General features: G+C 66.0%; 28 protein-coding genes. 17 read left to right on the forward strand and 11 right to left on the reverse strand.

Annotated features, from left to right (window positions below):
• Nucleotides 1-140 precede the first annotated feature (140 nt).
• On the forward strand, nt 141-1,418 hold the full coding sequence (locus ASG86_RS01775) for an acyltransferase family protein (RefSeq protein ID WP_056329711.1): 1,278 nt from the start codon (nt 141-143) through the stop codon (nt 1,416-1,418).
• Between the two features lie 19 nt (nt 1,419-1,437).
• On the opposite strand, the gene ASG86_RS01780 is transcribed toward ASG86_RS01775, so the two are convergent.
• The 3 genes from ASG86_RS01780 to ASG86_RS01790 form a co-directional block, all read right to left on the reverse strand.
• The gene (locus ASG86_RS01780) at nt 1,438-2,166 is read right to left on the reverse strand and encodes a cation diffusion facilitator family transporter (RefSeq protein ID WP_056329319.1); all 729 of its coding nucleotides are present in this window, start codon (nt 2,164-2,166) and stop codon (nt 1,438-1,440) included.
• The gene (locus ASG86_RS01785; protein ID WP_056329323.1) at nt 2,163-2,489 is read right to left on the reverse strand and encodes an ArsR/SmtB family transcription factor; all 327 of its coding nucleotides are present in this window, start codon (nt 2,487-2,489) and stop codon (nt 2,163-2,165) included. The genes ASG86_RS01780 and ASG86_RS01785 overlap by 4 nt, the downstream gene beginning before the upstream one ends.
• A 119-nt stretch (nt 2,490-2,608) precedes the next feature.
• Nucleotides 2,609-4,144: an LCP family protein gene (locus ASG86_RS01790; RefSeq protein ID WP_056329325.1), complete on the reverse strand. Its 1,536-nt coding sequence runs from the start codon at nt 4,142-4,144 to the stop codon at nt 2,609-2,611.
• 202 nt (nt 4,145-4,346) lie between these two features.
• Between ASG86_RS01790 and ftsW the strand changes: the two genes are divergently transcribed.
• Both ftsW and ASG86_RS01800 read left to right on the forward strand, forming a co-directional pair.
• Complete coding sequence (gene ftsW, locus ASG86_RS01795) at nt 4,347-5,588, forward strand: putative lipid II flippase FtsW (RefSeq protein WP_235565054.1); 1,242 nt, start codon at nt 4,347-4,349, stop codon at nt 5,586-5,588.
• Nucleotides 5,572-6,903 (forward strand): MFS transporter, encoded by a 1,332-nt coding sequence (locus ASG86_RS01800; protein ID WP_056329331.1) that lies wholly within the window; start codon nt 5,572-5,574, stop codon nt 6,901-6,903. Before ftsW ends, ASG86_RS01800 begins: the two co-directional genes overlap by 17 nt.
• Here ASG86_RS01800 and ASG86_RS20395 read toward each other — a convergent pair.
• Entirely contained in the window at nt 6,900-7,046 is a 147-nt protein-coding gene (locus ASG86_RS20395; RefSeq protein ID WP_156386093.1) for a hypothetical protein, read from the reverse strand. The two genes, ASG86_RS01800 and ASG86_RS20395, sit on opposite strands and share 4 nt — an antisense overlap.
• A gap of 341 nt (nt 7,047-7,387) precedes the next feature.
• Nucleotides 7,388-8,137 carry an ANTAR domain-containing protein gene (locus tag ASG86_RS01805; RefSeq protein ID WP_056329334.1) on the reverse strand — a complete coding sequence of 250 codons (750 nt, stop codon included), beginning with the start codon at nt 8,135-8,137 and terminating at the stop codon, nt 7,388-7,390.
• A 226-nt stretch (nt 8,138-8,363) separates the two neighbouring features.
• On the opposite strand from ASG86_RS01805, the gene ASG86_RS01810 reads away from it, so the two are divergent.
• Together ASG86_RS01810 and ASG86_RS20870 are read left to right on the forward strand one after the other, a co-directional pair.
• Complete coding sequence (locus tag ASG86_RS01810) at nt 8,364-8,882, forward strand: MarR family winged helix-turn-helix transcriptional regulator (protein ID WP_056329338.1); 519 nt, start codon at nt 8,364-8,366, stop codon at nt 8,880-8,882.
• A 65-nt stretch (nt 8,883-8,947) separates the two neighbouring features.
• Entirely contained in the window at nt 8,948-9,391 is a 444-nt protein-coding gene (locus ASG86_RS20870) for a hypothetical protein (RefSeq protein WP_235565055.1), read from the forward strand.
• A 144-nt stretch (nt 9,392-9,535) separates the two neighbouring features.
• Here ASG86_RS20870 and ASG86_RS01820 read toward each other — a convergent pair whose 3' ends face one another.
• Nucleotides 9,536-9,859 (reverse strand): hypothetical protein, encoded by a 324-nt coding sequence (locus ASG86_RS01820; protein WP_056329339.1) that lies wholly within the window; start codon nt 9,857-9,859, stop codon nt 9,536-9,538.
• Between the two features lie 157 nt (nt 9,860-10,016).
• Between ASG86_RS01820 and ASG86_RS01825 the strand changes: the two genes are divergently transcribed.
• Together ASG86_RS01825 and trxB are read left to right on the forward strand one after the other, a co-directional pair.
• Nucleotides 10,017-10,451: an arsenate reductase ArsC gene (locus tag ASG86_RS01825; protein ID WP_056329342.1), complete on the forward strand. Its 435-nt coding sequence runs from the start codon at nt 10,017-10,019 to the stop codon at nt 10,449-10,451.
• A gap of 22 nt (nt 10,452-10,473) precedes the next feature.
• The gene (trxB, locus tag ASG86_RS01830; RefSeq protein ID WP_056329345.1) at nt 10,474-11,451 is read left to right on the forward strand and encodes a thioredoxin-disulfide reductase; all 978 of its coding nucleotides are present in this window, start codon (nt 10,474-10,476) and stop codon (nt 11,449-11,451) included.
• 51 nt (nt 11,452-11,502) lie between these two features.
• On the opposite strand, the gene ASG86_RS01835 is transcribed toward trxB, so the two are convergent.
• Nucleotides 11,503-11,844, reverse strand: a complete 342-nt coding sequence (locus ASG86_RS01835) for a hypothetical protein (RefSeq protein WP_056329347.1) — start codon at nt 11,842-11,844, stop codon at nt 11,503-11,505.
• A 187-nt stretch (nt 11,845-12,031) separates the two neighbouring features.
• Here ASG86_RS01835 and ASG86_RS01840 point away from each other — a divergent pair, with 187 nt between their 5' ends.
• The gene (locus ASG86_RS01840; protein ID WP_056329350.1) at nt 12,032-12,646 is read left to right on the forward strand and encodes a PAS and ANTAR domain-containing protein; all 615 of its coding nucleotides are present in this window, start codon (nt 12,032-12,034) and stop codon (nt 12,644-12,646) included.
• Nucleotides 12,647-12,652: 6 nt separating this feature from the next.
• Here the strand turns inward: ASG86_RS01840 and ASG86_RS01845 are convergent, their stop codons facing one another.
• Complete coding sequence (locus tag ASG86_RS01845; protein WP_156386094.1) at nt 12,653-13,048, reverse strand: hypothetical protein; 396 nt, start codon at nt 13,046-13,048, stop codon at nt 12,653-12,655.
• 164 nt (nt 13,049-13,212) lie between these two features.
• Here ASG86_RS01845 and ASG86_RS01850 point away from each other — a divergent pair, with 164 nt between their 5' ends.
• Nucleotides 13,213-13,644: a hypothetical protein gene (locus ASG86_RS01850; RefSeq protein ID WP_056329357.1), complete on the forward strand. Its 432-nt coding sequence runs from the start codon at nt 13,213-13,215 to the stop codon at nt 13,642-13,644.
• Between the two features lie 58 nt (nt 13,645-13,702).
• Nucleotides 13,703-14,920, forward strand: coding sequence for an MFS transporter (locus ASG86_RS01855; protein WP_056329360.1), 1,218 nt, complete (start codon nt 13,703-13,705; stop codon nt 14,918-14,920).
• Nucleotides 14,921-14,929: 9 nt separating this feature from the next.
• On the opposite strand, the gene ASG86_RS01860 is transcribed toward ASG86_RS01855, so the two are convergent.
• Nucleotides 14,930-15,784 (reverse strand): SDR family NAD(P)-dependent oxidoreductase, encoded by an 855-nt coding sequence (locus ASG86_RS01860; protein WP_235565056.1) that lies wholly within the window; start codon nt 15,782-15,784, stop codon nt 14,930-14,932.
• Nucleotides 15,785-15,806: 22 nt separating this feature from the next.
• Nucleotides 15,807-16,484, reverse strand: a complete 678-nt coding sequence (locus ASG86_RS01865; RefSeq protein ID WP_056329365.1) for an NADPH-dependent F420 reductase — start codon at nt 16,482-16,484, stop codon at nt 15,807-15,809.
• 141 nt (nt 16,485-16,625) lie between these two features.
• Between ASG86_RS01865 and ASG86_RS01870 the strand changes: the two genes are divergently transcribed.
• A complete protein-coding gene (locus tag ASG86_RS01870) occupies nt 16,626-17,204 on the forward strand; it encodes a TetR/AcrR family transcriptional regulator (RefSeq protein WP_235565057.1) in 579 nt (192 codons plus the stop codon).
• 91 nt (nt 17,205-17,295) lie between these two features.
• A complete protein-coding gene (locus ASG86_RS01875; protein WP_056329368.1) occupies nt 17,296-17,997 on the forward strand; it encodes an esterase/lipase family protein in 702 nt (233 codons plus the stop codon).
• Here the strand turns inward: ASG86_RS01875 and ASG86_RS01880 are convergent.
• Nucleotides 17,966-19,072 (reverse strand): flavin-containing monooxygenase, encoded by a 1,107-nt coding sequence (locus ASG86_RS01880; RefSeq protein ID WP_056329370.1) that lies wholly within the window; start codon nt 19,070-19,072, stop codon nt 17,966-17,968. The two genes, ASG86_RS01875 and ASG86_RS01880, sit on opposite strands and share 32 nt — an antisense overlap.
• Before the next feature lie 124 nt (nt 19,073-19,196).
• On the opposite strand from ASG86_RS01880, the gene ASG86_RS01885 reads away from it, so the two are divergent.
• From ASG86_RS01885 to ASG86_RS01905, 5 genes are all read left to right on the forward strand, one after another.
• Nucleotides 19,197-19,850 (forward strand): TetR/AcrR family transcriptional regulator, encoded by a 654-nt coding sequence (locus tag ASG86_RS01885; protein WP_056329373.1) that lies wholly within the window; start codon nt 19,197-19,199, stop codon nt 19,848-19,850.
• Nucleotides 19,851-20,004: 154 nt separating this feature from the next.
• Nucleotides 20,005-20,550 (forward strand): alternate-type signal peptide domain-containing protein, encoded by a 546-nt coding sequence (locus ASG86_RS01890; protein ID WP_056329377.1) that lies wholly within the window; start codon nt 20,005-20,007, stop codon nt 20,548-20,550.
• Between the two features lie 72 nt (nt 20,551-20,622).
• The gene (locus tag ASG86_RS01895) at nt 20,623-21,219 is read left to right on the forward strand and encodes a hypothetical protein (protein WP_056329380.1); all 597 of its coding nucleotides are present in this window, start codon (nt 20,623-20,625) and stop codon (nt 21,217-21,219) included.
• A gap of 12 nt (nt 21,220-21,231) precedes the next feature.
• Entirely contained in the window at nt 21,232-21,876 is a 645-nt protein-coding gene (locus tag ASG86_RS01900) for a signal peptidase I (RefSeq protein ID WP_056329383.1), read from the forward strand.
• Nucleotides 21,877-22,365, forward strand: a complete 489-nt coding sequence (locus tag ASG86_RS01905) for a hypothetical protein (protein WP_056329386.1) — start codon at nt 21,877-21,879, stop codon at nt 22,363-22,365.
• Nucleotides 22,366-22,502: the final 137 nt, after the last annotated feature.

The raw sequence follows: 22,502 nt of genomic DNA on the forward strand, positions 1-22,502 counted from the left end.
TCAATCTAGGAGCAGCAGCCACCCGCCACAAGGGACAGATATTTGGACCGCCTGCCAGCGTTCCTCCAGCCTGCGTCCAGCGCAGTTATGGAAACGTTATATATGATTGCTTAGTGGTTTTGAGGTCAAGCAGCGGAATTTTGCCAGCACAGGAACGCGCGGCGGCGCCGGGAACAGGGCTGATCGCCGGGCGCAAGCACGCCTTGGACGGGCTCCGGACGGTCGCCGTAGCGAGTGTGTTCTTCTTCCACACGGCCACGGACTCGATGCCGGGCGGTTCCATCGGCGTGGACTTGTTCTTCACGCTGAGCGGCTTTGTGATCACGCTGCTGATCATGAAGGAACGGATCGCCACCGGCCGGCTGCACCTGGGCATCTTCTACGCCAAGCGCCTCGCCCGGCTCTGGCCGGCGCTGCTGGCGCTCTGCGCGGTGATTGTCGCCGTCGGATTCGTGTTCCCGGCCTCCGGCTGGGGCGGGCAGGCGGGCTTCGTCCTTCCGGCCGCCGCCTACGTGATGAACCTGGCCCACTTTGGCATGTTCGGTGACTCCATTGCCGGTGAAACCCTCGGCCCCACCTGGACCCTCGCCGTCGAAGAGCAGTTCTATCTCGTGTGGCCGCTGCTCCTGCTGGCGATGCTCCGCTTCTGGAAAGTCCGCACCACAGCCCTGGCCACCGCGGCCCTGGCCGCCATCTTCGTGCTGAACAGGTTCCTGCTGGTGAACGCCGGCGAGCCGCTGGACCGCATCTACAACGGGCCGGACACCCGCGCGGACGAACTGCTGATCGGCTGCGCGCTGGCCCTCGTGTTCACCGCCGTGCGGCACGGTTCACGGCTGCACCTCACCCTGGCATCTGCCGCCCGCTGGGGTGCCCCGCTGGCCGGTATCACCCTGGTGGCCGCACTGTTCCTGCTCAAGGAACCGGACACCCCCGGCGACTGGTTCAACCTGTTCTGGACATTCGGGCCCGCGGCGCTCGCCTTATTGTCCGCGGTGCTGATCGGCTCCCTGGTGCTCCAGCCGGCCGGCTTTCTCCCACGCATCCTCAGCCATCCCTGGCTTGCCCGCCCCGGCCGCGACCTGTCCTACGGCATGTACCTCTGGCACCTGCCGGTCTACCTGCTGCTGATGCCCCTGATCCCGGCGCTGCCGCTCCGCATCGCGCTGACCGCAGTCCTTACCGTGCTGCTGGCTTACGCGTCCTTCCGCTTTGTTGAGCGGCCCCTTAGGCGCTGGGCGAACGAAAGGCTGGAGCCCGCCGTCGTGCGTTCAACTTCCGGGCCTTCACCTGCTGGGCCTTCACCTGCTGGCCCTTTGACGGCGGGAGCTTCAGCGCCGCGGCCTGCCGCACCGGCAGGTGCTGCTGCCAAGCAGCGGGCCACGGAACCCCAGCCTGCGGGACAGCTGATCAACTGAGGCAGTCCCAGCTGCAGCGTTAGTCCTTGCGGAGGGCTGGCATCCCCAGGGATTGCGGCTCGGCGGGGCTGGAGCAGTCGGAGCAGCAGGCGCTGTTCTCGGCTTCGTCCGCTTGCGCATGCGGAACAGCGCAGCAGGCGTCACCGCGCCAGGCGTTGATGCCTTCACGCACGGCGATGCCGGCGATTACCAGCGCTGCGCCGGCATCGGCCCACCACCAGCCCAGGACGCTGTTCAGGACCAGGCCCGCCAGCAGGACGGCGGAAAGGTAGGTGCAGAGCAGCGTCTGCTTGGAATCGGCCACCGCCGTCCGCGAACCAAGTTCCCGGCCGGCCCGCCGCTGGGCCCAGGACAGGACCGGCATGACGGCCAGGCTCAGCGCCGCAATGACGATGCCGGGCAGGGAGTGCTGCGCTTCCCCGCCGCCCGCCAGGGAACGGATGGAATCGATGGCCACGAAGGCGGCCAGCGCGAAGAACGAGACGGCAATGATCCGCAGGGTCAGATGCTCACGCCGCTCCGGGTCCTTGGCGGAGAACTGCCAGGACAGCGCCAGTGCGGAGGCTACCTCGATCACCGAATCCAGGCCGAAGCCGATCAGGGCGGAGGAATCGGCCACGCCGCCCGCCCAGAGCGCCACGATGGCCTCGATAACGTTGTAGGTGATGGTGGCGGCCGCGAAAAGCCTGATCCGGCGGCTCAGCACCTGCCGGCGTTCCACTGTTGGGGAGTGGAGTGTGCCGGTCATGCGAAGCACTCCCCGTCCGGGGCGCAGCAGGCAGGGTCCACCGCGAGGACAACGTTGATCAGGTCCTTGATGGCATGGCCGATCCGGCCGTCCGCCAGCTCATAGCGGCTCCGCCGTCCGTCCGGAACCGCCACCACCAGTCCGCAGCCACGCAAGCAGGTCAGGTGGTTGGACATGCTCTGCCGGGACACCCCCAGGCTGTCCGCGAGGTCAGAGGGATAGGACGGGGCTTCCGCGAGTGCCAGGAGCACGCGGGCGCGGGTGGGGTCCGATACGGCATAACCAAAGCGCGCCAGGACCGGAGCGTGGGTGAGGGTCTGCATGCCTTCCAAAGTACAGCGCCTGATGTATTCAGGCAAAGCTGAACCCTCCCGCGAGATGGCACTTGGCAGCAGTCGCGGCATGTGTGATTGCCGTCAACTGCCATCCCGCGTGACGCGTACTATCCCACCGGGTTGGCGGACTGGCAGGTCTGGTCGCTGCCGGTCTGGGCCACCACACCGCCGGGGGATTCACTGGACGACGGCGGCGCGGCGGGTTTGGTGCCCGTGGCAAAGTCAGTGCCGGCGTACAGCTGCACGCCCTGGATGTTCGCCACCTGCTGGATGCTGCCAGCCGGGAGGCCGAACAGTGCGGCCACGTCCGCGGCGACGTCCTCGAAGCCTGCCGAGTAGTACACCATGGTCTTGTCCTGCGCCTGGGCCTGCAGCTTGGCCAGGTTGGTGAAGCCGGCGTCCGAGAGCAGTCCGGCGATGGCGTTGCTCCGCCCTGTTACGCCCGTGCCGTTGGCTACTGAGACGGGCTGCAGTGACTTGTCATAGGCGGGTGCCGCGGGAGTGGCAGGCGTCTCCGAGGGCGCGGCCTGGGCAGGCTGGCTCAGATCCGGGCTGTTGCGCAGCGCCGCGAAGAAGTTGGCGGCCGCCGGTTCATCCAGGGCCAGCCGGTTGAGGTCCTCCGGCGCCGGCATGGTGGGCGCGGTGATGAAGTTGACGTTGGCTGGATCGATGTTCTTCAGCCGGTTGGCGATGGTCAGCAGCGACGGGACGGAGGACAGGTCCGGATCGACCGTCAGGTTCCTGGTGATGGTATCGGCGATCGTGAGGGTCTTCTGCGGGTTGCCCAGGGTTCCCTCCGACTTGAGCTTGCGGCTGAGCGAGGCCAGGAAGCCCTGCTGGGCCTGGATGCGGCCGAGGTCGCCGCCGTTGGCGAAGGCGTGCCGGGTGCGCAGGAACGCCAGGGCCTGTTCGCCCTGCACCTGGGAGGTGCCGGCAGGCAGGTTCAATCCGCTGTCAGGATCGTGCACGGCATCGCTGACGCAGACCTCCACGCCGCCCACGGCATTGGACAGTTCCTTCACCGCGTTGAAATCGGCCATCATGAAGTGGTCCACTTCCAGGCCGGTCAGCTTGTTCACGGTGTCCACCGCGCAGCCGATGCCCGCCTGTGCCATGGCGCCGTTGATCATCACGTCCTGTTGCGCGGGATATGACTGGCTGGTTTTGGGGTCCGTGCATCTGGGCACGTCCACCAGCAGGTCGCGCGGGAAGCTGACCACATTCACATGCTTGTTGTCAGCCGAAATGTCCAGCAGCATCATCACATCGGACTGCCCATACCCGGAGGAGTCTTCCGCCGCGCCGTACTGGCTGTTGCTTCCGTCCCTGGTGTCCGAGCCCAGGACCAGGATCTGCAGCCTGTCCGTGCTGTCGTTCACGGCTCCTTCGGTCCGCTGCCCGCCCGCCGTCAGCTCCGAGATGCTGATGTTGGACTGCAGGCGCCATGCCCAGTAACCGCCGAAGGCCACCGCGCCCAGGAGCAGCACGGACACCATGGCGCTAAGGGCTTTCAGCCAGCGCGGGGTGCGTCGCGCCGGACGACGGCGGACCGAGCTTTCGGCGTACAGGTCGCCTTGGCCGGGGTAGGCGGGGCGGCTGGTGCCAACCTGGTCCGGGCCGGGGGATTTTCTGGAACCGAACACGGCAAAATAACCTTCAAGAGGGAACGGATTTCCGCTACCCTACAGGCCCAAGCTGGCAATTCCCTAAGAACGGCGGCCCTCAGCCGCGCCGCCACCGTCCGTACAACGGCAAAGGGCGTACTCTTTTTTCTCGGCGGTACCCGCCCCGGAGATGGGCCCGGCCATGGGGGAAGCCCTGCTGTGCAGGTTGAGGAACGGACAGATGAATACAGGACAAAAGCAGCGCGTGACGGGCCGTCCTGCCCGGCGCGGGCTGGGCAAACTGGCGGTGTGGCTGGAGGATGACTCCCCGGGACGCCTCCGGCCCCTGATCCTGGCGGTAGTACTCACGCTCTCGGCGATCGGACTCGTGGAGGTGGCATCGGCGTCGTCCGTGGAATCCGTGGCGGCAGGCAACAATCCGTACGATCTTCCGCTCAAGCAGGCCATGTGGACCGTGGCAGGCGTGGTGATCATGCTGGTGCTGGCGCGGACGCCCGTCCGGCGAATCCGGTGGCTGGGCTGGCCGCTGCTGATCGGTTCCCTGGTTGCCCTGGTGCTGGTGTTCACGCCGCTGGGCATGTCCGTGAACGGAAACCGGAACTGGCTGAGCGTGGGTGGTTTCACCGCGCAGCCGTCCGAATTCGCCAAGCTCTCGCTGATTGTGTGGGGCGCGGGCATCCTGGACCGGAAGCAGGCCCTGCTGGCCAATTGGAAACATGCCATTGTTCCGCTGGGTCCTGCCGGGGGACTGATCATGCTGATCGTGGGGCTGGGACACGACCTGGGCACCACCATGATCATCATGATGATCCTTGCCGCCACCATGTTCTACGGCGGGGTCCGGATGAAAGTGTTCACGGTGGCCGGGCTGATCTGCGTTGTGGCAGCGCTGCTGCTCGCGGCCACCAGCGGCAACCGCATGGGCCGGATCTCCTCCTGGCTGGGCATGGGATCGGAGGAGGACGCGCAGGGAGTGGGCTACCAGGCGCAGCACGGCGCTTACGCCCTGGCCTCCGGCGGCTGGTTCGGCGTGGGCCTGGGGCAGAGCCGGCAGAAGTGGAACTGGATCCCGGAAGCCCACAACGACTTCATCTTCTCGATCCTGGGCGAGGAACTGGGGCTGGCCGGCACGCTGCTGGTGCTGGGCCTGTTCGCCATTTTGGCCATCGCGGTGTTCAAGACCATCGCCCGGACCACGGACACCTTCTCCAGGATCGTGGCCTGCAGCGTGATCACCTGGATCCTGGGGCAGGCCGTCATCAACATCGCCATGGTCAGCGGACTGCTGCCGGTGATCGGCGTGCCGCTGCCGTTCATCTCCTACGGCGGGTCGGCCATGGTTTCGTCGCTGGCCGGCATCGGGGTGATCCTGGCGGTGACCCGTCCGGGCCGCGCTGCATCCAGCCGGGCTGCGTCAGGCCGCGCCCCAGCACAGGTCCGGGAGCATGCGCACCAGCGGTAGCACCGGCGGGACTGTTCCTGCGGCGCCCATGACTGCCGTCCGCTTCATCCTGGTTTTCGGGTTGGTCAGCTCGCTGACGGACATGGTCTACGAAGGGGCCCGGAGTGTCACCGGACCATATTTGGGTGCACTGGGCGCGTCAGCACTCCTGGTCAGCGTGGTCACGGGCGCGGGCGAGGCCGTGGCGCTGGTCCTCCGCCTGGTGTTCGGCCGGCTGGCAGACCGGCCGGGCCTGCGCTGGACGCTCGCCATCAGCGGGTATGCCCTGACCGCGGTGTCTGTGCCGTTGCTGGGAATCACCGATGCGCTGTGGATAGCCTGCCTGCTGGTCCTCGCCGAGCGGCTGGGCAAGGCGGTGCGGAGCCCCGCCAAGGACACCATGCTGGCAGAGGCCGGATCCTCGCTGGGGCAGGGCAAGGCGTTCGCGCTGCACGAGGCGCTGGACCAGGTGGGGGCGGTGGTGGGGCCGCTGCTGGTGGGGGCGGCCCTGGCGCTTTCCGGCAGCTACGGGCCGGGGTTTCTGTTGCTCGCTGTTCCGGGGCTCGGCGCCATGCTGATCCTGTTGTGGCTGAGGCGCCGGGTTCCTGATCCTGCTGTCTACGAGGCAGCCGGCGGGCAGTCTATATCCGCCCAGCCAGCCGCCGGCCCGCAGCCCACTTCCGGGCAGCCAACCTCCGGCCAGCCGATCGCCCGGCAGCCCGACAGCGCGAAGCCAACCAAGCCCCGGCCACCAATGCCCCGCGAGTTCTGGCTGTACGCCGCCTTCAGCAGCCTGACCATGTTCGGCTACGCGACGTTCGGGTTGCTGTCCTTCCACCTGGTGGCCACCGGACTCCTGGCGCCGGCACTGGTCCCGGTGCTCTATGCCGCAGCCATGGGAGTGGACGCCGTGGCTGCACTGGTTTCCGGCTGGCTCTTTGACCGGGTGGGGTTGAAGGTTCTCCTGGTCCTGCCGGTCCTGGCCGCCGCGGTCCCGTGGCTGGGCTTCAGCAACAACACCGCGCTGGCAGTGGCAGGGGTGTTGGTGTGGGGAGCGGCGATGGGTGTCCAGGAGAGCACCATGCGCGCCGGGGTCGCGGGGCTGGCGCCGCCGGCCCGGCGGGGGAGTGCCTATGGGATGTTTACCGCGTGCTACGGCCTTGCCTGGCTGGCCGGGAGTTTCCTTATCGGCCTGCTCTACGAATTCTCAGTTCCTGCCCTGGCGGTGACCGTCACGGTGGTCCAGGCTGCCGCATTGGTGATTTTCGCCGGCGTGCGTCGCCATGCCTCCGTCGGGGACGCTGGATCGCCGTCTTCGGGGAACGAAACTACCTAGGCGACAGCCCCGGCGATCTCGGGGCACTCAGCGCAGCGGACGTCAGCAACCAGGGCGCCGGCGTCGTCCTTGTGGAAGTGGGTGACGTGATTGGTGGTTCTGCCGCAGGTGGGGCAGAAGCTTTGGCTTTGTTTTGTCCACATGCATGAATAATACGGAACGCCCCGACAAAGAGAAGATCGGAGGCCAAAGTATGTGGATCGCCGCACTTTTCCTTTACCGGATCTTGACCAAACCTGCTGGCGATCCTTCGGGGAATGCTGAGTTTCGCGGCATAGCTTGGGCTCATCAGGCAGTACGGAAGGAGCGCAGGACAATGACCATTACCGATTACTTCGTGGCTCTCGGCGGCATGCTGGCTTCACTCGGGTGTGCCGGGCTGGTGGCGGCGGGCCTTATCCGGTTCCGGGCGCGGCACTAGTCAAGGGCGCAGCACCAGTTGGGGCAGGGGCGCGGCACCAGGATCCTTCGCCGCAGTCCGTTCTTACGCGATGGCCGGTGGCTCGAACCGCGTTACCGGCGCGCCGCTGGGCAGCGACCTCAGGATGCCCTCCGCAACGCTGCGGACCTTCAGGTTGCGGTGCCGCGAGGTGCCGGCGAGCTTGCCGAACGCCTCCGCGTAGGAACAGCGGTTCTGTGCCATGAGCACGCCGCAGGCAACGTCAATGCTTGTCCTGCTCTCCAGAACCTGTTTCAGGTTGTCGCCCGCGCGGATGACGCCATGCACGTCAAGGGCTAGTTTCAGGCTGTGTGACGCCACCCCGGCGAACCAGGCTGCCTCGTCAACCACCTTGGCGCTGAAAACGTAGTCTGCCGGTCCCAGGAACACCAGTGCCCCGGCGGAGCCCGGCTGCAGTTCCAGGGGAACTGCCAGGGCCGCGCCAAAACCCCTGTCCATCAACCGCCTCCGGTACGTTTGCCACCGGGTCCCGCCCTGGCTGACCACTGCCGGCGCAGGCAGCGCCAACCCCATTGCCGCGGGGCCATCCCCGTTTTCGTCCTCCGCTGCCAGGCTCGCCGCGGCCGGCGTGCTCCCGGCGCTGGCAGGACAGGACCGTTGCCGGTGCAGCACGGTGGCACACTCAATGGCACTCCCGGCCGTGGCACTGATCCAGCGGGAGGCGGCAACGGCGAGCTGCTGCAGGGACGCTGCATCGTCGTCGGCCCCTGTCACCAAATCCAGCAGGAACCCCTGCCGCTCGGGCTCAGCGTTGTTTGCCGGGCCACCTGCCACCCTGCACCCCCGTCTTGTCGCGCCCCTTGGCTGTGGTGCCGCGGGTTTCATAGAAACTTATTGGGCCGGCCGGAGGAGGGCACGAGTAGCCGGTACTCTACTTTTCCTCCGGCTACCTGCGCAGGTACTTGCCTTGCTTTTCAACGTTGTGGAGGTGGGGGCGGAACAAGTGGGCTAGCATGGGTTTGTTAGACAGCCAAGCAAGTAGGATATCGAAGGAATTCGCATGAACCCCCATGGTGCAAGCGAACGATCCTGGTACGCGCCTGCTGCGGACGCACAGCCCGGAGCTGTTGACGTCATCAGCGCCCTCCGGGAATTCCGTAGTTCGGAAAGCGCCATGCGACGGCGCACCCGCTCCTCGGCCGCGATGGGGGAGACGGACCTCCTGGCGCTCCGCTACCTCATTGATGCAGATGCCGCCGGCGTTGGAATCCGCCCCACGGAACTTGCCGCCCGCCTGGGGATTACCTCGGCTTCGATGACCAGCCTCGTGGACCGGCTCGTGGCAAGCGGTTACGTTACCCGGGAGCCGCACCCGTCAGACCGGCGCGCCGTCATCCTTCGGCCGACGCCAGGAGCCGATGAGGAAGTCCGGCACAACCTCAACCAGATGCACAAGCGCATGCTGGAAGCTGCTGAGTCGCTGTCGTCCGAGGAGATCAAAGCCGTCCTGCACTTCCTGGTGCGGATGCGGGAAGCGCTGGACTCCATTGATTCACGGGTCGGCGCTACTCCCCAGTAGACAACCAGCAAATCCTAGTTAGACTAGCTACATTGTTAGTTAACTATCGGACGGTGGCGGATCGCATGACTGCAGTACTTGAACCTCAGGCGCCGGAACAGTTGATGCGTGCCGAGAGTAACGTTGAGCTTCCGTTTCAGTCGGCAGGGGAGATGGTGCCCGATGTCCCGGCGGCACCCTTCCACTGCGGTGCGCCCATGACGGCAGGTCCGGTTCCCATAGCATCCCTGGGGTGGGCGCCGCTGGAGCTGGGCTCGGACCAATGGAGCTGTGCGTGTGGCCACACGGTGGATGACGGACCCGCCGGCGATCCGCTGGAAGCCGTCCGGTTGGCCTCGGCGCGGGTGGAGAGCCTGCAGTGGGAGCTTGACGCGGCCCAGGAGCGGTTCGGGAGCGTACTCCGGAGTGCTGCGGAGCTTGGGGCTGGGCGCGACGCGCTGAGCAGGGCCGCCGGCCTCACCGTTGAGGAACTTGAGGACGTCCTGCGCACGGGTGTTCAGCTGCTGTAGTGCTGAAAAAAGCTCCGCCGCCCCGAAGTGCAGCCATCCGTTTGTTCAGATGCAGCTGCACTCCGGGCCGTTGGAGCGAGAAAGCGAAGCGATGGGTCGACCGGCTCTGGCCCGAAAACTGGGCTCGGCGAGCGGCCGGGAAATTTATGCGGCCAGGCGGCCTGCCGTTTGGCGCCGATGTCGGCGGTCGGCCAGCACGCTGATGGTGCAGGATGCCTGGTCCGGATCGATTTTGGCGGGCAGGTGCCTTGTTTCAGAGCAGGCGCGGAGCATGTCCAGCGCTTCCTGGTCCACCCAGGCGCTGGAAATGTCCAGCTCCAGGTCCAGGCCTCCCCTGAGGGAGTTGGCACGCTTTGCCACGACATAGAGGGCGTTGATGCTGTGAATGGTGATATGCCCCGTTGCAATCACCTTGGCCTTGCTACGGTCCAGATCCACCCGGACCACGATGTTCAGCTTAGAGTTCAAGATGTAAAGCCTTCCCCGGCATTGGCTGCGACGCTGCAGCTTCTTGCATGGCCTGTTTGCTTAAGCCTCAACTAGATTAGGCAATCAATGTGATCCACGCAACACGGGTGACGTTTATTACACCGAACGCAGTTTCCCATCAGTTTGAGGAGTACCCATGAGCACCGACCCCGCAGGAAAGCCGTCTGTCCTCTTTGTCTGCGTCCACAACGCCGGCCGGTCGCAGATGGCTGCCGCCTTCCTCACCTCCCTGTCCAGGGGTGCCATCGAGGTCCGCTCCGCCGGGTCCCAGCCGGCGGACAAGGTGAACCCGGCCGCCGTCGAGGCCATGGCCGAGGTGGGTATCGACATGTCCGCCGAGGTCCCGAAGGTGCTCACCACCGAGGCAGTGAAAGAATCGGACGTGGTGATCACCATGGGCTGCGGTGACGAGTGCCCCTATTTCCCGGGCAAGCGTTACGAGGACTGGGTGCTGGAGGATCCGGCCGGCAAGGGCGTTGACTCCGTCCGTCCCATCCGTGACGAGATCAAGGCACGCGTTGAACAGCTGATCACCGAGCTCCTGCCCGCGCAGCACGCGGACGCCCAGTAGTACCGCCATCGAAGGACAATTCATGAGTAAAGAGCAGTTGATCATCATCGGGTCCGGCCCGTCCGGCTACACCGCGGCCATCTATGCCGCGCGCGCCGGCCTGAACCCCCTGGTCCTGGCCGGGTCCGTGACCGCCGGCGGTGCGCTGATGAACACCACCGAGGTGGAAAATTTCCCGGGCTTCCCCGGTGGCATCCAGGGTCCGGAGCTGATGGACGGGCTGCAGCAGCAGGCGGAAAGGTTCGGCGCGCGCATCGAGTACGACGACGCCACGTCCGTTGAGCTGAAGGGTTCCCTCAAGCGCGTGGTCACCGGCGGCGGGGAGACCTACGAGGCGCCGGCCGTCATCCTGGCCACCGGTTCCGCGTACAAGGAACTGGGCCTGCCGGAGGAGAAGAAGTTCAGCGGCCACGGTGTTTCCTGGTGCGCCACCTGCGACGGGTTCTTCTTCCGCGACCAGGACATCATCGTGGTGGGCGGCGGCGACTCCGCCATGGAGGAAGCCACCTTCCTGACCCGGTTCGGCAAGACCGTGACCGTGGTGGTCCGCAAGGGCGAACTGCGCGCCTCCCGCATCATGGCGCAGCGCGCCAAGGACAACCCCAAGATCCGCTTCGCCTGGAACTCCGCGGTGACCGCCATCCACGGCGACGGCAAGGTCACCGGCGTCACCCTCACGGACACCCGCACCGGCGAGACCCGGCACCAGGACGCCACCGGCATCTTCGTGGCCATCGGACACCTGCCCCGCACCGAGCTGGTGGCAGGCCAGGTGGACCTGGACGAGGAAGGCTACATCAAGGTGGACGCCCCCACCACGTGCACCAACCTGACCGGCGTCTTTGCCTGCGGCGACGCTGTGGACCACCGCTACCGCCAGGCCATCACCGCGGCAGGCACCGGCTGCGCCGCAGCACTGGACGCCGAACGCTTCCTGGCCGCACTGGATGACGCCGCCAGCATCGCCACGGCGCTCGTGGAGGAACCAACGCACAGCTGAGCACCGCTGCCCGGGCACCCACAGTTGCCCGGGCAGCACGCTGCGCGGATGTCAGACGACTTCGGGAAGCCGCCCGGTTAATACTGAAACTGGAGCTGCGGACCAGCGCTCACGCTCCGGCTCGTAGGAGATCACCATCGACGCGTCGCTCTCGCGTGCCTCGTCAATGGCCAGCAGCAGGGCGTCCTCCATGTGCCTGGCGTATTCCAGCCGCTCCGGCATGGACCCCTGCAGCCCGCCGTCGTCAATCAACACGTGGCCCTTGCCGTCCACGATGACCTTCAGTGAATACCCCTGGTCCTCATACAGGGACCCGCGGGTGGATGAAATCTCGGTGACCCGATCTGCCCGGACCAGCCCGTTGCCCAGCGTCCGGATCCATGCCTCACCCATGAATTGACCTTCCCTTGGATTGGGACGCGCTTCAGCGCCCCATAAGGCGAACGCTACTCCTCCACGCCGGTTTTGTGACCCCCTAATCCGTGTCCTGCCGCCAGCGAACAGGGCACCTGACGGCCGCCGCATTCAGCTACTCTTATGCCAGAAACCCGCAGGGGCAGGCGACTATTAGGAGGCATGTATGTGGTCGAAGCTGGATGCCTACCTCTTCCCGCTGCCCGTTACCGCGGTCTGTCCCTCAGGGACCTTTGAGCTGGACGTCGCCTCCGGAAACATGCAGTGGTCCGAGGGCATGTTCGCCATTCACGGGCTGCGGCCAGGCGATGTGGTACCCACCTTTGACGTGCTGATGGCCCACAAGCACCCGGTGGACCGGGAACCGGTGCAGGCACTGTGGGCGGACCTCCTCGAGGGCGGCGGCCAGGGCGCACTCCTGCACCGGATCATCGACGTCCGGGGCAGGGAGCGGCGCGTCTTTTCGGCGATCCAGGCCGTCACCGCACCTTCCGGACAGGTGGAGCAGGCACGCGGCTTCATGGTGGACGTGACCCAGAGCCTGCGCATCGAGTCCCAGCATGCCGCGTCCGAGGCCATCGAGGGCGCCTTCGGGCACAAGGCGGTCATCGAGCAGGCGAAAGGCATGGTCATGGCCCTGCGCAGCCTGGACGCCGAGTCGGCGTTCCAGGTCCTGGCCGCCAGGAGCCAGCACGCCAACGTCAAGCTGCACCTCGTGGCAGAAGAATTAATTGACGCCGCGGTAAACGGCAAGGCCAGGGAAGTCCTGGAAGGGTACTGATTCCCGCTAGCCCATGACCTGCTGGTCCACCCACCGCTCCAGTGGCGGCACCAGCAGCAGCGCCGCGACGCCGGCCACCATCAGGACGTGAACGAACACATTCCACGCCGTGGTCCCGACTGTTTCGCCCCCGCCAATGGCCGCGAACCAGAACGGCACCAAGGCCACAAGCCCAAGGGCCGCCGAAGCCAGGGCCGCGTATTCCCACCAGCTCCACCGGGCAAACAACCCCCACGTGGCAACCAGGAATCCCAGAACCGTCAGCAGCGCAAGCACCATGGTGATGTTCCACCAGATGCTGGACGTGTTCACGCCGCGGGTGGCGAACGTGGGCGTGATCCACAACCAGCTGCTTCCAGCCATTAAGAGGGCGATGCCGCCCATGGTGCGAAGAGTAAACATTGCCACCACCTCCACTATCCAGCGTCGTTGGCACTCGGGGCCGTGAGACAGGGCCGAACGGCCCGTTCAGTGTTCAGGTTTGAGCGTCCCGGACGCCTGGTTAAAGGGAGGCCGGGGGACCTTCGGCACTTCTGGGCATCGCTGTTGTGCCGGACCCTGTTGGCATGGCGGACAGGACAACCACCCGGCCCAGCGGCAACCTTGGCTCGGCCATCGTCAACGCCCTGCTGCTGTACGGGATCAACATTTGGCCGGGGTGGCAGGTGCTGCCGTTCCTGACAGCGGACATGGACCGGGCCCTTGACCTCATCAACGCGTCCCTGATCGCGGGCATCATCGTGAACCTGGTCTGTGTGGTGATCCGCGCCCGGGCCCTCCTGGCACTGGGCAATATTGTTGTCATGGGCTTCGGAGTAGCTGCCATGCTGCGTCTGTGGGAGGTCTTTCCGTTCGACTTCGGCGACGGCTGGTCCGGCTGGCCGGTGGTGGTGCGGGTGCTCCTGGTGCTCGGGACCGTGGGCTCGGTCATCGGCGCCGTGGTGGAAGTGGTCAATCTGTTCCGCGCCCTGGCCGGATTCGAGCCCAAGCCCCGCTGAGCTGTTCCCGGTTGAGTCAGGTCCTGTGGTGTGAAGGGGCAGCCATAGGATAAATCTGATGACTTCCCTGGATGACTCCCCGCCCTTCAGCCTGCGCAGCATTGCCGTGGCCGCTTTCGGACCCACGCTGCTCTACGGGATCGGAACCGGCGCCATTCTTCCGGTGGTGGCATTGTCTGCCCGCGAGCTGGGCGCCTCGGTGGCCGTGGCAGCGTTGATCGTCACCCTGATCGGGCTGGGTTCCTGGTTCTTCAACCTGCCGGCGTCCCTGGTGACCCTTCGCTTCGGCGAACGCTGGTCCATCGTGGGCGCCGCCGTCGCTGCCGGCCTGGCGCTGGCAGCCGCCGCCACCTCCGCCGTGGCCCCGAACGGACTGTTGCTGCTCGCGGTGGCCATGGCCGTCGTCGGGATGTCCGGGGCGGTGTTTGGCCTGGCCCGGCAAAAGTACCTCACGGAGGCGGTCCCGGTGGCGTTCCGCGCCCGGGCGCTGTCCACGCTGGGCGGCGTGAACCGCATCGGCGTGTTCATCGGCCCCTTCGCGGGAGCCGCGGCGATGCAGTTCTTTGGCATCGCGGGGGCCTACTGGGTGGGGATGGTGGCCATGGCCGCCGCCGCGCTGCTGTCCCTCACCATCCCGGACCTTGCGACGCCGGATCTCCCCTTGGGCGGGGCCGCGGGCCCCCAGCCCACGCTTCGGAGCGTGGCGGTGTCGCATGCCGGCGTATTCCTTTCGCTGGGCGTGGGAATCCTGCTGCTCAGTGCGCTGCGGTCCTCGCGGCAGGTGGTGATCCCGCTTTGGGCGGACCACCTGGGCATGGACGCCACCTCCGCCTCCCTGATCTACGGGCTCTCCGGTGCCATCGACATGCTGGTGTTTTATCCCGCCGGGAAACTGATGGACCGTAAGGGGCGGCAGTGGGTGGCGGTCCCGTCAACGCTGCTCATGGGAACGGCGCTGCTCCTGATCCCGCTCACCGGTTCCTTCGTGGGGCTGCTGCTGGCGGTGCTGCTGATCGGCTTTGGCAACGGCATCAGCTCCGGGCTGGTGATGACCCTGGGCGCCGACTTCTCGCCGGACCGCGGGCGCGGGCAGTTCCTGGGACTCTGGCGGTTCATGGCGGACGCGGGCTCCACCGGCGGCCCCGTCCTCCTCTCCGGCGTGACCGCGCTGGCCTCCCTGGGCCCGGGGATCTCAGCCACGGGCCTGCTGGGGTTTGCGGCGGCGGCCGTGTTCGCCGTCGTCATTCCCCGGCTGAAGCACCGCCGCAACTACTGACCCGTGGCGTCAGGGCAGGTGGGCCAGGCCGGTGCAGGCATCCCACAGGCGCCTGCGCGCCTCCGGGTCCGATCCCATGCCGGGAGTGGCAAGTTCCTTCCGCTTTGCCCAGAGCTTCCCGGACACGCCCGCCGTCTCCTTTGACGTGGCCAGCCAAAGGGCAGTGTCTGCCGCTTTTTCTGCCGGTGCGCCGAAAGTATTGGTGAGCAGGCGGAACGGGCCGCCGACGTCCTTCAGCAGCGACGTATTCCTGACAAGGCCCGGATGGACGGCGTTGGCCACCACCCCCGAACCGCGCAGCCGTTTGGCGAACTCCTGGGTGAGGAGAACCCGGGCCAGCATGGTGGGTGGCGTGGAGCGAAGGAAGCTGTACCGGCCCTTGGCGGTCTGGAGGTCGTCAAAGTTGAGTTTGGTGTTGCCGTACCTGGACGCGATGTTCACGATCCGGGCCGTCCCGGCCGCTGCTGCCGCGTTCCTGAGCGCGTCACGCATCAGGTTGGTGAGCAGGAAGTACGCCATGACGTTGGTGGCGAACGTCAGTTCCAGCCCGTCGGGAGTGACCTGGCGCTCCTTGCGGAATACGCCCGCGGAGTTCACCAGGACGTCGAGCTTGCTGTGGCGCGACTGGAAGTCCGCCGCGGCGGCAGTGATCGAGGACTGGACCGAAAGGTCGCAGGCCAGCGGCTCCAGCAGCGCCGACGGGACGAGGCGGCGGATGGCATTAGCCGCCTCTTCCGCACGCGCGGGGGAGCGCCCCACCACCACAACCAGGGCGCCTTCGCGTGCAAGGCCCGTGGCCACGGCCTGTCCCAGGCCGCTCCCCGCGCCGGTCACCAGCGCCACGGTTCCGTGCATGGAAGCCATCCTTTTTCGCCTTGCGGGCCGGTCAGCGAACGATCTTGAAGTTGAACGCGGGAGTGCCCAAAGCGACCCAGAGACGAAGCCAGACAGGGAGGAGCATTTCCGTGCCGCGGGCAGTGGAGATGTCCCCGAGGTCAATGATGTCCTGGTGGCCGAAATCCTTCAACAGTCCCGTGACAACGTACTTGGCATCCGCATCGTTTCCGGAGACGAAGACGCTGCTGGCTTCGGGAAGGGCGGCCGGGTGCACCATGAGGTCGGCGTTCATGGTGTTGAGCGACTTCACCACGCGGGCGGCGGGGAATGCGCGCTGGATCTGCTCGCCGAGCGAATCGGTGTCCTTCACGAACAGTGTTGGGGGCATGCCGTGGCTGAAGTCCAGCGGGTTGGCGATGTCCACGATGACCTTGCCGTCAAGGTTTTCCGCTCCGGCCTGTGCCAGGACCTCCAGCGATGCGTTGCCGTTGGTGGCGTTGACGATGAGCTCCGCCCCGGCGGCGGCGCCGGCAAAGGTGGTCAGCGTAATGCCCGGGTTAGCGGCAGCCCAGGTGGCGAAGGGTTCGGTGCCCATGGCGTCGGCTTCAGTGCGGGCGAGCGTGGCGTCCGGGTTGCGGGTGCCAACAGCCACGGTGTGGCCGAGCTCAGCCAGCCTGGCGGCGATGGTGCGGCCGACAATGCCGGTTCCGAGGACTGCAGTCTTCATGCGTGGTTCCTTTTATTTGTTCTTGGGCTTGGCCTGATCCAATGTGACGGATCGTTCTCATCAGTTTGTGACGGATGGTTCCGTCTGTCAAACTTGGAGGCAGGAAATCTTTAGCTGAGGTTTGGAAGGGTGGGGTTTGCCGTGGCACGCAAGAGCGGCGAGGAGAACCGGCGCAATGTGCTTGAGGTGGCCACGCGCCTGTTCTACCAGCGGGGAATCCGTGCGGTGGGAATGGATACCGTGGTCAAGGAATGCGGGGTGGGAAACGCCACCATCTACCGGCAGTTCCCCACCAAGGACGCTCTGGCCACGGCGTACGTGCAGGGGCGCGCGGATGCCTGGTTCGAGCGGATGCGGCAGGCTGCGGAGGAACGGGCCGAGGCCCGGGAGAAGCTCATTGCCGTGTTCGAGGTATTGGCTGAAGACACCGCCGGCGCCACCTACCGCGGGTGCCCCATGCTGAACACGAACACGGAGTTCCCGGAGGGCAACCATCCGGCGCATTTGGTGGCCGTAGCGCACAAGCAGCAGGTGCGGGACTGGTTCCATACCCTGGCAGCCGACGCCGGCGCGCAGGATCCCGGCGAGCTGGCCGAGGAGCTGCTCATCGTCCTCAATGGGGCCTACGCAACGGGTGCGGTCCTCGACGGCGCCCTGTATGGCAAGCGTGCCCTGAACCTGGCCCGGCGCCTCATCGACGGCGCCTGTGCCCCGCGCTAGGTGCGGGAAGAGACGCCAGGTCCGCTGACGCACTCCTTGCCGCGGGGCCGTCATTGCAGGAAGTGTCTCAGGGGCGCGTTATTCTCGACACATGAGTGATCCCGGCGCCCAGGCCCGCATCAGTCCGCTGCAAAAAGCCGTGTGGTGGGCCCAGGACTATGCCTACGCCGCGGGCTGGCAGGTCCGCGGATTCCTGTCGCGTGTCAAGCCGGAGTCCTTCCGCACCGGCAACCGGGCGCCCGTGCTGATCATCCCCGGCGTCTACGAGAACTGGCAGTTCATGATGCCGCTCATCCACGCCGTCCACGACGCCGGACATCCCGTCCACGTGGTCACGGTGCTCCAGCGCAACAAGATGAAGGTCCCGGACGCCGCAAAGCTGGTGGCCCAGCACCTGGAGGAGGCGGGGCTGCGCGATGCCATCCTGGTGGCGCACAGCAAGGGCGGCCTGATCGGAAAATACGCCATGCTGTCCCTGGACCCTGAGCACCGGATCGACCGGATGATCGCCGTGTGTGCACCCTTCTCCGGCTCCCGCTACGCCCGGTACATGCTGCTGCCCAGCCTGCGGATCTTCTCGCCAAAGAACGCCCTGACGCTCCAGATGTCCCGCGAGCTGGCCATCAACAGCCGCATCACCTCCATTTACGGACCGTTCGATCCGCACATTCCGGAAGGCAGCGTCCTGCCAGGGGCCACCAACATTGAGCTGCCGGTGGCGGGGCACTTCAAAATCCTCGGCGACCCCGCCACCGCCCGGATCATTGTGGAGCAGCTGAACCTTCCGGCCTGATTTTGATGGGGCTCTGCGTTGCTGCGATGTGCCGTGCAATGAAGGCCGCGTCCCTGCCCACGCCGTGGACCATGGAGGACGCCAGCGACTGCTGGAAGACGGCGCCCAGGAAATAGAGCCCCGCCTGGGCCCTCACCACGCCGCGGTCCTGTTCCGGGCCGCCGTCCGGGCCGAACACCGGCAGATGGATCCACTCGAGGTCCGGGTGGAAACCGGTGCACCAGATGACGTTGGCCACCTCCAAGGTGCGTCCGTCCGCGAGCAGCGGCAGGCCGTCTTTGCTGCCTTCCGTCCTGGGAACGCGTTCGACGCCGGCACGCACCAGGTCGCGGTTCTTCACCCTGACCAGTGGTCCGCTGTGCGCGAGGATTTGGGGACGTGCCTTGCGGCCCATCGGCGTGTTGAGCGTCAGGATATGGGAGAAGGCGAAGAAGACGGCGAGGGTGAGCGGCCTGGCGGCCACGGCGTCGATGGGCCAGGGGATCTCCCCGGGATGCCTGCCGGAGAGATAGGTTTTACGGGTGGCAGCCAGTTCCAGGGCGATGTCCGCGCCGGAGTTCCCTGCCCCGACCACCAGGACAGGGCCCGCGCCGAGCTCTTTTGGGCTCTTGTAGCTTGCCGCCGTGAACTGCCGGACGGCCGGGTTGAGGTCCTGGGCGAACGCCGGCACTTTGGGCTTCCGGTCCCAGCCGGCGGCCACCACCACGTTGTCCGCTTCGAGGTGCTGGCCGCCAGCTTCGATGGCGAAACGGTGTCCGTTGTGGCTCAAGCCGGTGACCCGCACGTTGTTCCTCACCGGCAGCTCGTACGTTTCCGCATAGCTGCTGAGGTAGTCGGCGAACTCCTCCCGGGAGGGGTAGGACCAGGGCGGTGCGGGGAAGCGGCTGCCCGGAAGTGCGTCATAGCGCGCCGGCGTGAACAGCCGGAGGGAATCCCAGCGGGTACGCCAGCTGTCACCGGGCCTGGCATTCCCATCCAGGATGACGAAGGGACGCTTCAGGCGGGACAAGTGGTAGCCCATGGCCAGACCTGCCTGGCCGCCGCCGATCACCACGGTGTCGAAGTGCTCTGACATGGTGCCCTGCCCTTCCGCCCTGGACCTCCGGCTTTTTGGATGCTGCGCATTGCCACCGCCGGTCCAGGCTTCCTGCTAGGATTCATCCGAATACACTTCGGATGAAATTAGGGTAGGCCTGCCGATGAATGCAGTCAATGCCCCGGCACGCCGCTATCACTCGCCGCGGCGGAAGGAACAGGCGGCGGCCACGCGCGACGCCGTCCTGGGTGCTGCCCGTGAGCTCTTCGTGGGGGAGGGCTACCGTTCCACCACCGTGGCCGGCATCGCACGGAGGGCCGGCGTCGCCGTCGACACCATTTACGCCACCATCGGCCGCAAGCCGGATCTGCTGCGGGAAGTGGTGGAAACAGCCATCTCGGGGACCGGCCAGGCGGTGCCCGCTGAGCGCCGCGATTACGTGATCCGGATGCGGGAAGCGAAGACTGCAGCGGAGAAGATCCGGATTTATGCGGTGGCTTTGGCGGGGATCCAGCCGCGGCTGGCTCCGGTGTACGTGGCGCTGCGCGATGCCGCCGGCACCGATCCCGACTGCGCAGCGCTCTGGAAGGAGATTTCGGAACGGCGTGCGGCGAACATGCTGAAGTTCGTCGAGGAACTTGCTGCCACGGGAGAGTTGCGCAGCGACCGCCCGGCCGCCGAGCTCGCGGACGCCGTATGGAGCATGAACGGGCCCGAATACTGGGTGCTGTTGGTGGACCAGCGCGGGTGGAGTCCCGACCAGTTCGCGGCCTGGCTCGACGACGCCTGGTGCCGGCTGATGCTCGAGCCAAAATGAGTCTGATTTGGATAGAAGCGCAGGTCAGAGGCTTATTGAACTTTCAAATAACTTGAGCTTTCGTTGACCCTTTACCCCCTCACTTCCTGAGATTGGCCGTGCAATGTTGTCCCCAGTTAGGCCAACACACCACAAAAGTCTGAGGGGACACACCATGAAGAACAGCACTCTGATCAAGGGAACCGCAGCCATCGCCGTCGGTGCAGCACTGTTGCTGGGCGGCGGCGGAACCCTCGCCGCATGGAACGACCAAGCAACTGCTGCTCCTGGCAGCATCGTTTCGGGCGATCTCAAGATTGGTCTGAACAGCGCTCCCGGAGTCTGGACTGACCGTGCCGGCACCGACATCACGGCCAAGATCAAAGACGGAACATATCTGGTGGTTCCCGGCGACCTGCTCACCTTCAAGCAGGATCTCGACGTGACACTTACGGGAGCCAAGATGGCAGCGAACATCACCGCCAGCGGTGCAAATGCTGCCAACGGGTTCGTGGGCGACAGTGTTGTCGTCTCGGCGCCGGTGCTGACCCTGGGAGCTACTGATGTTGTTGCTAACCCGCTCACCACCTCTAAGAAGGTCACAGCAACCATCACGTTCCAGTTCAAATCCGGGACAACGGGCCGCGTGGATGTCAACAAGACCTACAACTTCAACAACGTCGAGTTCACGCTTTCCCAGGTGCTCCAGGCGGGCGCCTAGCAGCCCCGGGCGGGTGGCTGAAACGCCACCCGCCTGAATTACGGAAGCAGGAACCAGGACCAGGAGGAGATCATGCGCATCAAGCGCAGGCTGCAGGCGGCAGTATTGGTCGCCGGTGCAGTGGTCCTGGGCCTGTTGACAGTTCAGGGAACCTACGCGTTGTGGAGTGCGGCGGCGTCCGCCTCTCCTGGAACCATTACGTCGGCGTCGTTCGATACGGCGCTGACGGCGGTCAACACGGGCCAAACAACCACCATGACCCTGGCCAACGGGACGCCAGCCACCCTGACCTTGTCACCCGCAGGGACCCTGGGGCCAGGCACTCCGGTCTACGGCGGTGTGGTGGTCACCAACAGCACCAACGCCGGCGGCCAGTTCAACACGGCCATGACGGCAAGCCAGCCCGCCATCGCCAATGTCGGCGGCGGAACCCTTGCCGGCTACATCAGTGTCAGCGCCAAAACGGCCGCTTCCTCGGCCGAATGCAGCACCACCGCAGGCTTCGCGTCGATCAGTACCGCCGGGTTGGTCTCGCCTACGGTTGCAAAGGGCGGTTCCACGGTCTTCTGCTTCCAGATCAGCCTGAACGCGAACGCCGCAAACGCCTCACCATCAGTAGAAGGAAAATCTGTGACCATCTCCATCCAGCTCACCGCACGGCAGCTCTGAGGGGTGTGTCCGGTGAGTACTGACCTGACCGAACGCCTGCTCGGCGGCGACGCCGGCTCCACCGAACGCCGGAACGGGACCAAGGCGGACACGCAGCAGCGGGGACGCAGGCGCAATGCCGCCTGGACCGCCGTCGGACGTTTGCTGAGCTTGGCCGCCATGCTGGCGGCACTTTTCGCCGCGATGGTCCTGATCGTGGTGCCGGTGGCCACGGGCTCGCAGACCTATACGGTGCTGACCAACTCCATGGCCCAGAAATACCCGCCGGGCACGTTCATGGTGATGAAGCCTGCGCCGTTTGACGAGCTCAAGTATGGCGATGTCATCGCCTTCCAGCTCTACTCGGGCCGGCCGGAGGTGGAAACACACCGGATCGTCGGTTTCGGGTCCACCCAGCAGGGCGAAAAGACGCTGATCACCAGGGGCGACAACAACGGCGCCAACGATGAGAACCCGGTCCGCGCCATCCAGGTCAAAGGCAAGTTGTTCTACGCAGTTCCCTACGTGGGTTTCGTGGCCAACTTCCTGGGCAACTCGGACCGGGGCATGTGGACGGTCATCGCGGCCGTGGCCCTCATCGGCTACGGCGCCATCACCATCTACAAGTCGGTCCGCAAAACCCGTTCGCCTGACCAACAGGCTGCCGAGGCGGAGTAGATGGCACGGTTCCGGAACCTTCCCGGTGGGGGACTCGCCGTCGGGGCGTTCGTCCTCACGGTGCTGTTGGGCGCAGGCGGCGCCGCGGCGTCGGCCCTCTGGCAGCAAAGCGCGACGGCCACGATGACCGTCACCGCCTCCGGCACATGGCCCGGTCCCGTGTTTCCCACGCCTGTTTGCAGCAACGTGGACAGCGCGAACAAGTACGTATCACTCGGGTACTCCGGTTTATCCGAGGCCCCTGTGAAGCTCACCTTTTCCGCCGCCGGAACCAACGGAATATACGGGACGACGACAGATGCCGCCGGACCATTCGGGACTTCCGGGAGCGTCACGCTGTGGGGAGACTCCGCGATTTTCACCCAAGTTAACACCAGCCCGGCCACAGTCAAGATCGTTGCTACCTTTTCCGGCGGTTCGCAGACGACGGTGTACGTCAAGGTGAGCCTCGAGATCGGGACCGGAAACAAGAAGATCTCCTGCGCCTGACAGGACGCCAGCCCGGCGGAAGAAGGTGCCGCTGCAATACCCCCAACGCAGCGGCGCCGCCTCCCGCCGGGCTGGCCTTTTTCGCAGAAGGCGCGTGCCGCCGTCGTACTTTCCCGCCCGTGTCTGCCGGCTGTCTG

This window comes from Arthrobacter sp. Soil764, from assembly GCF_001428075.1.
Lineage (GTDB): Bacteria > Actinomycetota > Actinomycetes > Actinomycetales > Micrococcaceae > Arthrobacter.

What these genes read in the sequence shown, in the direction of transcription:
- ASG86_RS01780 (WP_056329319.1), bottom strand. Translation starts at nt 2,166, where the DNA reads ATGACCGGCACACTCCACTCCCCAACAGTGGAACGCCGGCAGGTGCTG.
- ASG86_RS01850 (WP_056329357.1), top strand. Translation starts at nt 13,213, where the DNA reads ATGGCGGACAGGACAACCACCCGGCCCAGCGGCAACCTTGGCTCGGCC.
- ASG86_RS01855 (WP_056329360.1), top strand. Translation starts at nt 13,703, where the DNA reads ATGACTTCCCTGGATGACTCCCCGCCCTTCAGCCTGCGCAGCATTGCC.
- ASG86_RS01875 (WP_056329368.1), top strand. Translation starts at nt 17,296, where the DNA reads ATGAGTGATCCCGGCGCCCAGGCCCGCATCAGTCCGCTGCAAAAAGCC.
- ASG86_RS20870 (WP_235565055.1), top strand. Translation starts at nt 8,948, where the DNA reads ATGACTGCAGTACTTGAACCTCAGGCGCCGGAACAGTTGATGCGTGCC.
- ASG86_RS01845 (WP_156386094.1), bottom strand. Translation starts at nt 13,048, where the DNA reads ATGTTTACTCTTCGCACCATGGGCGGCATCGCCCTCTTAATGGCTGGA.
- ASG86_RS01880 (WP_056329370.1), bottom strand. Translation starts at nt 19,072, where the DNA reads ATGTCAGAGCACTTCGACACCGTGGTGATCGGCGGCGGCCAGGCAGGT.
- ASG86_RS01890 (WP_056329377.1), top strand. Translation starts at nt 20,005, where the DNA reads ATGAAGAACAGCACTCTGATCAAGGGAACCGCAGCCATCGCCGTCGGT.
- ASG86_RS01835 (WP_056329347.1), bottom strand. Translation starts at nt 11,844, where the DNA reads ATGGGTGAGGCATGGATCCGGACGCTGGGCAACGGGCTGGTCCGGGCA.
- ASG86_RS01885 (WP_056329373.1), top strand. Translation starts at nt 19,197, where the DNA reads ATGAATGCAGTCAATGCCCCGGCACGCCGCTATCACTCGCCGCGGCGG.
- ASG86_RS01785 (WP_056329323.1), bottom strand. Translation starts at nt 2,489, where the DNA reads ATGCAGACCCTCACCCACGCTCCGGTCCTGGCGCGCTTTGGTTATGCC.
- ASG86_RS20395 (WP_156386093.1), bottom strand. Translation starts at nt 7,046, where the DNA reads ATGTGGACAAAACAAAGCCAAAGCTTCTGCCCCACCTGCGGCAGAACC.
- ASG86_RS01865 (WP_056329365.1), bottom strand. Translation starts at nt 16,484, where the DNA reads ATGAAGACTGCAGTCCTCGGAACCGGCATTGTCGGCCGCACCATCGCC.
- trxB (WP_056329345.1), top strand. Translation starts at nt 10,474, where the DNA reads ATGAGTAAAGAGCAGTTGATCATCATCGGGTCCGGCCCGTCCGGCTAC.
- ASG86_RS01905 (WP_056329386.1), top strand. Translation starts at nt 21,877, where the DNA reads ATGGCACGGTTCCGGAACCTTCCCGGTGGGGGACTCGCCGTCGGGGCG.
- ASG86_RS01825 (WP_056329342.1), top strand. Translation starts at nt 10,017, where the DNA reads ATGAGCACCGACCCCGCAGGAAAGCCGTCTGTCCTCTTTGTCTGCGTC.
- ftsW (WP_235565054.1), top strand. Translation starts at nt 4,347, where the DNA reads ATGAATACAGGACAAAAGCAGCGCGTGACGGGCCGTCCTGCCCGGCGC.
- ASG86_RS01860 (WP_235565056.1), bottom strand. Translation starts at nt 15,784, where the DNA reads ATGGCTTCCATGCACGGAACCGTGGCGCTGGTGACCGGCGCGGGGAGC.
- ASG86_RS01800 (WP_056329331.1), top strand. Translation starts at nt 5,572, where the DNA reads ATGCGCACCAGCGGTAGCACCGGCGGGACTGTTCCTGCGGCGCCCATG.
- ASG86_RS01840 (WP_056329350.1), top strand. Translation starts at nt 12,032, where the DNA reads ATGTGGTCGAAGCTGGATGCCTACCTCTTCCCGCTGCCCGTTACCGCG.
- ASG86_RS01895 (WP_056329380.1), top strand. Translation starts at nt 20,623, where the DNA reads ATGCGCATCAAGCGCAGGCTGCAGGCGGCAGTATTGGTCGCCGGTGCA.
- ASG86_RS01810 (WP_056329338.1), top strand. Translation starts at nt 8,364, where the DNA reads ATGAACCCCCATGGTGCAAGCGAACGATCCTGGTACGCGCCTGCTGCG.